9 protein-coding genes are annotated in these 12797 nt (G+C 58.1%); 2 read left to right on the top strand and 7 right to left on the bottom strand.

The genetic code is table 11. The annotated features are described in order from the left end of the window. From rluA to araB, 6 genes are all read right to left on the bottom strand, one after another. The coding region (gene rluA / locus L977_RS15765; RefSeq protein WP_047626149.1) for a bifunctional tRNA pseudouridine(32) synthase/23S rRNA pseudouridine(746) synthase RluA at positions 1 to 655 on the bottom strand (655 nt) is incomplete at its 3' end. A 13-nt stretch (positions 656 to 668) separates the two neighbouring features. Beyond that, positions 669 to 3575, bottom strand: coding sequence for an RNA polymerase-associated protein RapA (gene rapA, locus L977_RS15760; RefSeq protein ID WP_047626148.1), 2907 nt, complete (start codon positions 3573 to 3575; stop codon positions 669 to 671). Between the two features lie 128 nt (positions 3576 to 3703). Next, a complete protein-coding gene (polB, locus tag L977_RS15755; protein ID WP_047626147.1) occupies positions 3704 to 6061 on the bottom strand; it encodes a DNA polymerase II in 2358 nt (785 codons plus the stop codon). 115 nt (positions 6062 to 6176) lie between these two features. Beyond that, positions 6177 to 6872, bottom strand: a complete 696-nt coding sequence (gene araD, locus L977_RS15750) for an L-ribulose-5-phosphate 4-epimerase (RefSeq protein ID WP_047344034.1) — start codon at positions 6870 to 6872, stop codon at positions 6177 to 6179. Positions 6873 to 6919: 47 nt separating this feature from the next. Beyond that, positions 6920 to 8422, bottom strand: coding sequence for an L-arabinose isomerase (gene araA, locus L977_RS15745; protein ID WP_047626145.1), 1503 nt, complete (start codon positions 8420 to 8422; stop codon positions 6920 to 6922). A 10-nt stretch (positions 8423 to 8432) separates the two neighbouring features. Next, positions 8433 to 10142, bottom strand: a complete 1710-nt coding sequence (araB, locus tag L977_RS15740) for a ribulokinase (protein ID WP_047626143.1) — start codon at positions 10140 to 10142, stop codon at positions 8433 to 8435. A gap of 337 nt (positions 10143 to 10479) precedes the next feature. Between araB and araC the strand changes: the two genes are divergently transcribed. Further along, positions 10480 to 11325 (top strand): arabinose operon transcriptional regulator AraC, encoded by an 846-nt coding sequence (gene araC, locus L977_RS15735; RefSeq protein ID WP_014882516.1) that lies wholly within the window; start codon positions 10480 to 10482, stop codon positions 11323 to 11325. 128 nt (positions 11326 to 11453) lie between these two features. Beyond that, complete coding sequence (locus L977_RS15730; RefSeq protein WP_014882517.1) at positions 11454 to 12221, top strand: DedA family protein; 768 nt, start codon at positions 11454 to 11456, stop codon at positions 12219 to 12221. A 42-nt stretch (positions 12222 to 12263) separates the two neighbouring features. Here L977_RS15730 and thiQ read toward each other — a convergent pair. Continuing rightward, positions 12264 to 12797, bottom strand: a 534-nt coding sequence (gene thiQ / locus L977_RS15725; protein WP_047626142.1) for a thiamine ABC transporter ATP-binding protein ThiQ, incomplete at its 5' end; no start/stop codon positions are given.

The raw sequence follows: 12797 nt of genomic DNA, 5'->3' as shown, positions 1-12797 counted from the left end.
AGTCCACCGGGGCGTTAAACGTCATCGTGTTACCGAAGGCCGGATGGGTAATGGTCAGCGTCTGGGCGTGAAGCTGCAGACGCGGTGCTAACGCCAGCGCTTCCGGCGGCGCGTAAAACCGGTCGCCTAAAATCGGATGACCCAGCGCAAGCATATGCACGCGCAGCTGGTGTGAACGTCCGGTAATCGGCTTAAGGAGTACGCGCGCGGTGTTATCCGGTGCGTACTCCAGCACTTCATACTCGGTCTGCGCGGCCTTGCCGGTTTCATAGCAGACCTTCTGCTTAGGCCGGTTCGGCCAGTCGCAGATCAGCGGCAGATCCACCAACCCTGCTGCCTGTGCAGGATGTCCCCAGACGCGCGCCACGTACTGCTTTTTCGGCTCGCGCTCGCGGAACTGGCGCTTCAGCTCGCGCTCCGCCGCTTTATTGAGCGCCACCACAATCACGCCGCTGGTTGCCATATCCAGACGATGCACAGATTCCGCCTGTGGATGATCGCGCTGAATGCGCGTCATCACGCTGTCTTTGTGCTCATCCAGACGCCCCGGTACGGACAACAGGCCGCTCGGCTTGTTTACAACCATAATGTGTTCATCCTGATACAGGATGACCAGCCAGGGATCCATCGGCGGATTGTAGGGCTCCATTACCATTTTTTTGCTCCGCTTACTGATGCGTGACAACAATCAGACGCAATGCGTCCAGTCGCCAGCCCGCCTGATTCAGGCTTTCCATAATTTGCTGACGGTTGCTTTCAATGGCAGCCAGTTCATCGTCACGGATGTTCGGGTTCACCGCCTTCAGCGCTTCCAGACGGGACAGCTCCGCTGAGAGTTTCTCATCGGCCTCGGTGCGTGCAGCATCGATCAGCGCACGGGCCGCTTTCTCGATCTGGCTTTCGCCCAGCTGCAGAATGGCATGCACGTCCTGCTGTACCGCATTCACCAGCTTGCTGCCCGTATGGCGATTCACCGCGCTCAGCTGACGGTTGAAACTCTCGAATTCAACTTGCCCTGCCAGGTTGGTACCGTTTTTATCCAGCAGCAGACGCACAGGCGTTGGCGGCAGGAAGCGGGTCAGCTGGAGCTGTTTCGGTGCCTGGGCTTCCACAACGTAGATCAGTTCTACCAGCAGCGTACCCACCGGCAGTGCCTTGTTCTTGAGGAGTGAAATCGTGCTGCTACCGGTATCGCCGGAAAGGATCAGATCCAGTCCGTTACGGATCAGCGGGTGTTCCCAGGTGATGAACTGAGCATCTTCGCGGGACAGCGCCACATCACGCTCGAAGGTGATAGTACAACCATCTTCCGGCAGGCCCGGGAAATCCGGCACCAGCATGTGATCGGACGGGGTCAGGACAATCAGGTTCTCGCCGCGATCGTCCTGGTTAATACCGACGATGTCGAACAGGTTCATGGAGAAGCTGATCAGACTGGTGTCATCATCTTGTTCTTCAATGCTTTCAGCCAGCGCCTGCGCTTTCTCACCGCCGTTGGAGTGAATTTCCAGCAGGCGGTCGCGACCCTGCTCAAGCTGCGCTTTCAGCGCTTCATGCTTCTCGCGGCAGGATTTGATCAGATCGTCAAATCCGTCACTGTTTTCCGGTGCGGCCAGGTAGCCGATCAGATCGCTATGCACCTGATCGTAAATGGTGCGGCCCGTCGGGCAGGTATGCTCAAACGCATCCAGACCTTCGTGGAACCAGCGCACCAGCACGGCCTGGGCAGTTTTTTCCAGATACGGCACGTGGATCTGAATATCATGCGCCTGGCCGATACGATCCAGACGTCCGATACGCTGTTCCAGCAGATCCGGGTTGAACGGCAGATCGAACATCACCAGATTACTGGCAAACTGGAAGTTACGGCCTTCAGAACCGATTTCCGAGCACAGCAGAACCTGTGCGCCACTGTCCTCTTCACCGAACCACGCCGCGGCGCGGTCACGTTCAACGATGGACATCCCTTCGTGGAACACGGCGGCGCGAATACCTTCACGCTCGCGCAGCACCTGCTCCAGCTGCAGCGCGGTAGCCGCTTTGGCGCAGATCACCAGCACCTTCTGGGAGCGGTGGGCGGTCAGGTAGCCCATCAGCCACTCCACGCGCGGGTCGAAGTTCCACCAGGTGCCGGTATCGCCTTCAAATTCCTGGTAGATTTGTTCCGGGTAGAGCATGTCGCGGGCGCGCTCTTCCTGGGTTTTGCGCGCGCCCATAATGCCAGAGACTTTGATCGCCGTCTGATACTGGGTGGGCAGCGGCAGCTTGATGGTATGCAGCTCGCGTTTCGGGAACCCTTTCACGCCGTTACGGGTGTTGCGGAACAGCACGCGGCTGGTGCCGTGGCGGTCCATCAGCATGTCGATGAGCTCTTTACGCGCAGGCTCCGCGTTATCGCTATCGCTGTTCGCGGCCTGCAGAAGCGGTTCAATATCCTGCTCGCCAATCAGCTCGCTCAGGGTGTTGAGTTCCTCATTAGAAAGACGATTGCCTGCCAGCAGCATGGCCACGGCATCCGCGACCGGACGGTAGTTATTCTGTTCTTCCACGAACTGCCCGAAATCGTGGAAACGGTTTGGGTCGAGCAGGCGCAGACGTGCGAAGTGGCTTTCCAGACCCAGCTGTTCCGGCGTTGCGGTCAGCAGCAGGACGCCAGGGACGCGCTCCGCAAGCTGTTCGATAGCCATATATTCGCGGCTTGGCGAGTCTTCGCTCCAGACTAAATGGTGCGCTTCGTCAACGACCATAATGTCCCACTCGGCATCGCACAGGTGCTCGAGGCGCTGCTTGCTGCGGCGCACGAAGTCCAGGGAGCAAATAACCAGCTGTTCGGTTTCAAACGGGTTGTCGGCGTCGTGCTGCGCTTCGGCATAGCGTTCGTCGTCAAACAGGGAGAAGCGCAGGTTAAAGCGGCGAAGCATCTCGACCAGCCACTGGTGCTGCAGGGTTTCAGGCACCACGATCAGCACGCGCTCGGCGGCACCGGAAAGCAGCTGTTGATGCAGGATCATACCCGCTTCAATGGTTTTACCCAGGCCCACTTCATCGGCCAGCAGTACGCGAGGGGCATGGCGACGGCCCACGTCATGGGCGATATTCAGCTGGTGGGGGATCAGGCTGGTGCGCTGACCGCGCAGGCCGCTCCACGGCATGCGGTACTGTTCACTCTGGAACTTGCGCGCGCGATAGCGCAGCGAGAAGCGATCCATACGGTCAATTTGCCCGGCAAACAGGCGGTCCTGCGGCTTACTGAAAACCAGTTTGCTGTCGAGCAGCACTTCACGCAGGATGACATTGGCTTCGTCCGTATCAAGACGCGTACCAATGTAAGCGAGCAGTCCATTCTCTTCTTTTACGTCTTCAATCTTGAGCTGCCAGCCGTCATGGCTGGTCACGGTGTCACCCGGATTGAACATCACGCGGGTTACAGGGGAGTCATTGCGAGCGTACAGGCGGTTTTCACCGGTGGCAGGGAAGAGGAGGGTAACCATACGCGCATCGACGGCAACGACGGTTCCTAATCCAAGTTCGCTTTCTGTATCGCTGATCCAGCGTTGACCAAGTGTAAAAGGCATAGTTGTTCGGCTCTAATCTTTAATTGCAGGCAATAGTTCGACCCCCGTCAAAAAAGACGGTCATCGAAAAATGGGTCCGGGAATGGAAAGGGCGCTATGGTACTGGATGGCAGCCATTTCGTCACGTGTCAAAATAGGCCAAGTTGCCCTGTCACTAGTGTAGCAAAATCGTCGTCGATGAAGGGCAAAATTCCGTCGGCGACCGGCTGAAGCTGACGCGTCAGGTAGTGATCGTAATCGAGTGGTGAGTATTGATAATCTAGCGGTTCCGGACCGTTAATCGTCCAGACGTATTTGATCGTTCCCCGGTTCTGATACTGCGGGGCGCGGCCGCGCTTCACGTTCTCTTCATCCGCCAGGCGCGCGGCGCGTACGTGGGGAGGCACATTACGTTGATACTCTGCCAGCGGGCGGCGCAGGCGTTTGCGGTAAACCAGTTGGTTATCCAGCTCACCCGCCATCAGGCTGGCGATGGTTTCGCGCACGTAATCCTGATAGGGCTCGTTGCGGAATACCCGCAGGTAAAGCGTTTGCTGGAACTGCTGCGCCAGCGGGGTCCAGTCGGTGCGCACCGTCTCCAGCCCTTTGAACACCATCCGCTGCGTGTCACCTTCCTGAATCAGCCCGGCGTAGCGCTTCTTGCTGCCCTGGTCGGTACCGCGAATGGTGGGCATTAAAAAGCGGGCGAAATGGGTTTCAAATTCCAGTTCTAACGTGCTGGTTAACCGCTCTTTTTGCAAACTTTCGCGCCACCAGGCATTCACGAAGGCGACCAGTTCTTTGCCGATTCGCGCGGCGTCCTCTTCAGAATGGGCGGCTTTCAGCCAGACAAAGGTGGAGTCGGTATCGCCATAAATGACGTCATAGCCCCGGGATTCAATCAGCGCTTTGGTTTGACGCATGATTTCATGCCCGCGCATGGTGATGGATGACGCCAGTCTGGGGTCGAAAAAGCGGCAGGCGCTGGTGCCCAGCACGCCGTAAAAGGCATTCATAATGATTTTCAGCGCCTGCGAGAGGGGCTTATTGCCGTGACGCTTCGCCTCGTCGCGCCCGTGCCAGATGTTTCCCACAATTTCAGGCAGGCAGTGTTTTTCACGCGAGAAACGGGCGCCGAGAAAGCCTTCAGTGCTGTGCGCGTCGTCCGGCTGCGCCATCCCTTCCACCAGCCCCACCGGGTCAATCAGGTACGTGCGGATAATCGACGGATACAGGCTTTTATAATCCAGAACCAGCACCGAATCGTAAAGCCCTGGCCGGGAGTCCATCACATACCCGCCGGGGCTGGCCTGTGGCGGTACGTCCCCGAGGTTGGGGGCAACGTACCCTGCCCGGTGCATGCGGGGGAAAAAGAGGTGGCTAAAGGCCGCTACCGAGCCGCCGTGCCTGTCGGCCGCGAGGCCGTTTACCGTCGCGCGCTCCAGCAGGAACGGCATGATCTCGGTTTTGTGGAAAATCTGCGTAACCAGCTCGCAATCTTTCAGGTTATAGGTGGCGAGCGCCGGTTTATCTTCATTAAAGCGTCGGTCAATCTCATCCATTCTGTCCCAGGGGTTGTCAATGGATTTGCCCTCGCCAAGCAGCGCCTGCGCTACGGCTTCAAGAGAGAATGACGAGAAGTTCCAGAAGGCGGATTTCAGTGCCTCGATGCCGTCGATAATCAGGCGGCCATTGGCCTGGGCGAAGAAGACGCCATTCTTAAAGCCGTGCTCGCGCCACTCCAGCTCGCTGTTGCCGCGCCCGAGTATCAGCGGAATGCGATACCGCTCGGCATGTTTTTGCAGCACGCGCAGGTCGAACTGCACCACGTTCCAGCCGATCAGGACATCGGGATCGTAGTCGGCAAACCACTGGTTAAGCTTCTCCAGCAGCTGGGGTCGGCTGTTGACATATTCAAGCCGGAAATCCAGCGCGGACGCATCGCCATTTGGCGGCCCAAGCATGTACACAACCCGATCGCCGCAGCCTTCCAGGCCAATGCAGTAAAGCTCGCCGTGGCGGGTGGTTTCAATGTCCAGGGAGACCCATTTTAGCGGCGGGCGATAGCCCGGGTTAGGCTTCAGACGTGCGTTAACGAGGCGACCGTTTTGCGCTGTGCCATCCACCCAGACGGGCGCGGTAATAAACCGTTCCATCAGGAAACGCTCGGGGGGGCGGATATCCGCTTCGTAGAGCGTTACGCCCGCCTCGCGCAGCAGCTTTTCATAGCGCATCAGTTGACGATGGGCGCGACAGTAAAGGCCGTATACCGGCTGACGGTGGAAATCTTTCAGCTCAAGAGGGGTGATGCGCCAGCCGTTTTCGCCGCGCAGTAGTTGTTTGACTTTTTCGACGTGCGATTCAGGAATAAACGCCACGGACTCCTGCGGCGGCAGCGTTACGTGCAACGGGCCGCTGTCCGTCGCCAGCCAGAATTCAACCTCAGTGCCCTGAGGCGTATCCCGCCAGTGCCGGGTCAGTAAAAAGCCTTCTTGCGCCTGCGTCACACCGTTATCCCATAAACAAAACCAGGCTTGATTATAGCCTGGTTAAGGGGTGTTTGCTGGGGTTTTATACAGTGTCTGTTTTGCCGGATGGCGCTGCGCTTATCCGGCCTACAAGCTACTGCCCGTAATACGCTTTCGCGCCGTGCTTGCGCAGGTAATGCTTATCCAGCAGGGTTTGCTGCATATCCGGTAGCCGTGGCGCGAGCTGGCGACAGAAGATCCCCATATAGGCGACCTCTTCCAGCACGATGGCGTTATGTACCGCGTCTTCCGCGTTTTTACCCCAGGCGAAGGGACCATGGGAGTGCACCAGCACGCCAGGCATCTGCGCCGCGTCGATACCCTGTTTTTCGAAGGTTTCGACAATCACGTTGCCAGTTTCCCACTCGTACTCACCGTTGATTTCCGCCTCGGTCATTAAGCGCGTGCAAGGAATGGTGCCGTAAAAGTAATCCGCGTGGGTGGTACCCGTGGCCGGAATGGACTGGCCCGCCTGCGCCCATATGGTGGCGTGACGCGAATGGGTATGCACGATGCCGCCGATGGTCGGGAATGACTGATACAGCAGACGGTGGGTAGGCGTATCGGAGGAGGGTTTTTTGTTGCCTTCCACCACTTCACCCGTTTCGATGCTGACCACCACCATATCGTCTGCCGTCATCACCGTGTAATCCACGCCAGAAGGCTTGATCACGAACACACCTTTTTCGCGGTCAACGGCACTGACGTTGCCCCAGGTCAGGGTCACCAGGTTATGTTTCGGCAGCGCCAGGTTGGCTTCGAGCACCTGTCGTTTGAGATCGTCTAACATTGTTGTCTCCCTGCCCGGTGAACACGGTGCCACCGGGCATTTCGTACTTAGCGTTTCGAACCGTAATAGACTTCGTTCCAGCGCAGCGCATCTTTGAACGCAGGCAGGCGGGTGTCGTTATCAATCACGGTCAGTTCGATATCGTGCAGCTCGGCGAACTGACGCATGTCATTCAGATCCAGCGCGTGGCTGAACACCGTGTGGTGCGCGCCACCGGCCAGGATCCAGGCTTCTGACGCGGTTGGCAGGTCTGGCTGTGCTTTCCACAGGGCGTTGGCGACCGGCAGTTTTGGCAGTGAATGCGGCGTTTCAACTGCATCGACGCAGTTCACCAGCAGGCGGAAACGATCGCCAAGGTCGATCAGACTGGCGTTGATGGCCGGGCCCGTGCGGGTGTTGAAGATCAGACGAGCCGGATCGGCTTTACCGCCAATGCCGAGGTACTGCACGTCAAGAATCGGTTTCTCTTCCACCGCAATAGACGGGCACACTTCCAGCATGTGCGAGCCGAGTACCAGGTCATTGCCGTTTTCGAAGTGGTAGGTGTAGTCCTCCATAAAGGAGGTGCCGCCCTGCAGACCGGTTGACATCACCTTCATGATGCGAAGCAGAGCGGCAGTTTTCCAGTCGCCTTCGCCTGCAAAGCCGTAGCCCTGCTGCATCAGACGTTGTACTGCCAGACCCGGGAGCTGTTTCAGGCCGTGGAGGTCTTCAAACGTTGTCGTAAAGGCGTGGAAGCCGCCCTGTTCCAGGAAGCGCTTCATGCCAAGCTCAATGCGCGCGGCATCCAACACGTTCTGGCGCTTGTCGCCGTTGATTTGTGCCGCAGGCGTCAGGCGGTAACGGCTTTCGTACTCGTCTACCAGCGCGCTCACGTCGCCATCGCTGATTTCATTCACTACCTGCACCAGGTCGCCCACCGCCCAGGTATTGACGGAGAAACCGAACTTGATTTGTGCTGCGACTTTATCGCCATCGGTGACCGCCACTTCACGCATGTTGTCACCGAAACGCACCACTTTCAGATGGCGGGTATCTTGTTTCGATACCGCCTGACGCATCCACGAGCCGATACGGTTTTGCGCCTGGCTGTCCTGCCAGTGACCGGTCACGACGGCATGCTGCTGACGCATACGCGCGCCGATGAAGCCGAACTCGCGGCCGCCGTGCGCGGTCTGGTTCAGGTTCATGAAGTCCATATCGATGCTGTCCCACGGCAGGGAGGCGTTGAACTGGGTATGGAACTGCAGCAGCGGTTTGTTGAGGATAGACAGGCCGTTGATCCACATTTTGGCCGGTGAGAAGGTGTGCAGCCACACGACCATACCGGCGCACTTGTCGTCGTAGTTCGCGTCGCGACAGATATGGGTGATCTCATCCGGCGTTGTACCCAGGGGTTTCAGCACCAGTTTGCATGGCAGTTTGGCTTCCGCGTTGAGGGCATTAACGACGTGCTCCGCATGTTTCGTCACCTGCTGCAGCGCTTCCGGCCCGTACAGGTGCTGGCTGCCAATCACAAACCACACTTCATAATTATTAAAAATGGTCATCATCGTGTCCTTAATGGGTCAGGGTTGCCGTCGTGTCCGCGGTGTGTTTTGACGGGGCGGCGACAGGGAGATAGTGAAGTTCGGCGCTTTTTGCCCATTGCTGGTAGCGCTGATAAAGCTGTTCAAAGCGTTGTGCCTGCTGGGCACGCGGCTCGAGTGTGTTTTCGACGGCGCTCGCCATATGCTGCTGCGCGGTGGGGATATCCGCGTGGACACCGGCTGCCACGGCGGCGAAAATCGCCGCGCCCAGCGCGCAGCATTGATCGGACGCGACAATCTGCAGCGGACGGTTCAGCACGTCGCAGCAGGCCTGCATAATGACCGGATTTTTACGGGCGATGCCGCCCAGTGCCATCACGTTATTCACGTCGATACCCTGTTCGGTGAAGCACTCCATAATGGCGCGCGCGCCGAAGGCAGTGGCGGCAATCAGGCCACCGAACAGCGCAGGGGCGTCGGTCGCCAGGTTGAGATCGGTAATCACCCCTTTCAGTCGCTGGTTGGCAAACGGCGTGCGGCGGCCGTTAAACCAGTCCAGCACCACCGGCAGGTGATCGAGAGACGGATTTTTCGCCCAGGCTTCCGTGAGCTGTGGCAGAAGCTGTTTTTTGCTGTCGGCGATCTGGCTTTTCAGTTCAGGATGCGCAGCCGCGAGCTGATCCAGCGGCCAGCCCAGCACGCGGCCAAACCAGGCGTAGATATCGCCGAACGCGGATTGACCCGCTTCGAGACCGATGAAGTCCGGCACCACGCTGCCGTCAACCTGGCCGCAAATGCCTTTTACCGCGCGATCGCCAACGGTGGCTTTATCCGCCGTCAGAATGTCGCAGGTGGAGGTGCCGATAACTTTCACCAGCGTGTTAGGTTGTGCGCCTGCCCCCACGGCACCCATATGGCAGTCAAACGCGCCCCCGGAAATCGCCACGTTCTGCGGCAGGCCGAGGCGTTTTGCCCACTCTTCGCAGAGCGTGCCCACCGGAATATCGGCGGTGAAGGTGTCGGTAAACAGCGGGTAGGTCAGGTTTTTATTGATAATTGGATCGAGTTCATCGAAGAAGGCTGCCGGAGGCAGACCGCCCCAGCTTTCATGCCACAGGGATTTATGCCCGGCGCTACAGCGTCCGCGGCGAATATCCTGCGGACGGGGGGTGCCGGAGAGCAGGGCGGGAACCCAGTCACACAGCTCAATCCACGATGCCGCAGCCTGCGCGACGGTCGCATCGGCACGGGTGACATGCAGGATTTTGGCCCAGAACCATTCGCTGGAGTAAATCCCGCCGATATAGCGTGAGTAGTCTGTTTTGCCCGGCTGATGGCAAAGACGGGTGATGGCTTCGGCCTCTTCCACGGCGGTATGGTCTTTCCACAGCACGAACATGGCGTTCGGGTTGTCGGCGAATTCCGGGCGCAGCGCCAGTACGCGGCCTTCGGCATCCACCGGGGCAGGCGTTGAGCCGGTGCTGTCGACGCCAATCCCAACGACATCGGCCCGCTGGGCATCCGTCAGCTCCGCCAGAACGGTTTTGACGGCCGCTTCCATCGACTCGATATAGTCACGCGGGTGGTGACGGAACTGGTTATTTGGCGCATCACAGTAGCGCCCCTCTTGCCAGCGCGGGTACCACTCAACGCTGGTTGCTATCTCCTGGCCAGTCGTACAGTCCACTGCCAGCGCGCGAACCGAGTCGCTGCCAAAATCGAGGCCAATTGCAATTGCCATGGTGTTGCTCCATCCGAAAAACAGGTATGGAAGAACATTAGAGACTGGGGACAAAAATCGTCAGGCAGGATCCGCTAATCTTATGGATTAAATTGCTGTTACAGCGGAAAGTGTGACGCCGTGCAAATATTCAATGTGGACATTTCTGCCGCACTTATAGACACTTTTGTTACTGCTTATCTGCCTCCTCTGGCGGAGAAATCAGGGGGAAAGGCTGAAACATGGCGGACGTAAAAGAGGCGTGATGCTTTCTGGATCTTTTCGCAGACCATTTTTGACCTGCTTTTAGTGATATGGACAATTGGTTTCCTTCAGGACCGTTGGGAGAACTGAATCTATGGCCGAAACGCAAAACGATCCCTTGTTGCCGGGATACTCGTTTAACGCGCACCTTGTGGCAGGGCTGACCCCTATCGAGGCTGAGGGATATCTCGATTTTTACGTCGACCGACCGCTCGGGATGAAAGGGTATATCCTCAATCTGACCGTACGCGGAGAGGGGATCATCAAGAATGGCGACCAGCAGTTCGTCTGCCGCCCCGGCGATATCCTGCTGTTCCCGCCGGGGGAGATCCACCACTATGGCCGTCATCCGGATGCCAAAGAGTGGTATCACCAGTGGGTCTATTTCCGTCCGCGCGCCTACTGGCAGGAGTGGCTTACCTGGCCTGCTATTTTTGCGCACACCGGTTTTTATCGCCCGGATGAAGTGCATCTGGCGCAGTTCCGTGAGCTGTTCGCGCAGATTATTGACGCGGGACAGGCTGGTGGTCGCTACGCTGAACTGCTGGCGATAAACCTGCTTGAACAACTGCTGCTGCGACGGATGGAGGCCATTAACGAGTCGCTTAATCCTCCGCTGGATAACCGCGTGCGCGACGCCTGCCAGTACATCAGCGACCATCTCGCCGACAGTCAGTTCGATATTGCCAGCGTCGCCCAGCATGTGTGTCTGTCGCCGTCACGGCTGTCACATCTGTTTCGCCAGCAGCTTGGCGTCAGCGTCCTGAGCTGGCGTGAGGATCAGCGTATCAGCCAGGCGAAACTGTTGCTCAGCACCACCCGGATGCCGATTGCCACTGTGGGGCGTAACGTTGGCTTTGAAGATCAGCTCTATTTTTCACGCGTCTTTAAAAAATGCACCGGTGCCAGCCCGAGTGAATTCCGCGCGGGATGTGAATAAACGGTAAAAAAAGATAAACAAACAGGTGAACGCAGAAAGCTACCTGTAAACTATTCAGACAATTGTTGCCTTGACGCAGTGCGGGGCGCTAAGCAGAATCGCTGATTCGTTTTCTGACCGGAATAGTTATGCAGGCATTGCTGGAACACTTTATTACCCAGTCCGTTATGTATTCGCTCATCGCCGTGGCGCTGGTGGCCTTTCTGGAGTCGCTGGCGCTCGTGGGGTTAATCCTGCCCGGCACCGTGATGATGGCGGGTCTTGGCGCGCTGATTGGCAGCGGTGAGGTCAATTTCTGGCAGGCGTGGCTGGCCGGGATAATCGGCTGCCTGCTGGGCGACTGGATATCCTTCTGGCTGGGCTGGCGCTTTAAGAAGCCGCTGCACCGCTGGTCGTTCATGAAAAAGAACAAAGCGCTGCTGGATAAAACCGAGCATGCGCTGCATCAGCACAGCATGTTTACTATTCTCGTCGGCCGCTTTGTTGGACCCACGCGTCCTCTGGTGCCGATGGTTGCCGGAATGCTGGATCTGCCCGTTGCAAAGTTTGTGGTGCCGAACATCATCGGCTGCGTCTTCTGGCCGCCGTTCTACTTCCTGCCGGGGATCCTGGCAGGTGCGGCCATCGATATTCCTGACGGCATGCAAAGCGGTGAGTTTAAGTGGCTGTTGCTGGCAACGGCGGTGCTGCTGTGGCTGGCTGCGTGGCTGTGCTGGCGGTTATGGCGCAGCGCGAAAGCCAGTGTCGATCGCCTGACACGCTATCTTCCGCGCACTCGTCTTTTGTGGCTGGCCCCGCTGATGCTGGGCGTTGCGGTGGTGGCGCTGGTCGCACTGATTCGCCATCCTCTGATGCCGGTGTACGGTGAAATCCTGTTGAAGGTGGTGAGCCGTTAATGTGTTTCCCTCTCCCTGCGGGAGAGGGCCAGAGTGATGGCATCAGACTGCGCTGATGCCCAGCAGCGACGACGCGGTAGCGTTACCCTTCAGAAGTTCTTCTGTCATCCCATCCCACACAATTCGTCCTTCGGCAATGACCACCGATCTGGGGGCAATCCGTGCGGCATCTTCGATGCTGTGCGAAACCATCAGCATCGTCAGCTGCTGGCGCTGACAGACGTCCTGCACAAGCGTCAGCATCTCCTGGCGCAGCGCCGGGTCGAGCGCAGAGAACGGTTCATCCAGCAGCAGTATCGGCTGTTCGCGGACCAGACAACGGGCAAGCGCCACGCGCTGACGCTGGCCGCCGGAAAGCTCGCCGGGCAGCCTGTCGAGAAATTCCGCGATCCCCATCTGGGCGGCAATGACCTCCAGCTTCTGGCGCTGGGGGACGTTCAGCTTGAGTCCCGGATGCATCCCCAGCGCGATGTTTTGCCACACCGTCAGGTGGGTAAACAGGTTGTTTTCCTGAAACAGCATGGAGACAGGACGTTTTGCAGGCGGCGTATGGGTATGGTCCCGATTTTCAATGAT

It is taken from the genome of Enterobacter sp. ZOR0014, assembly GCF_000798855.1.
In the GTDB taxonomy this organism is placed as follows: Bacteria; Pseudomonadota; Gammaproteobacteria; order Enterobacterales; family Enterobacteriaceae; genus Enterobacter; species Enterobacter kobei.
Note: the sequence above shows the minus strand (reverse complement) of the source record. Positions and strands in the feature narration are given on the sequence as shown.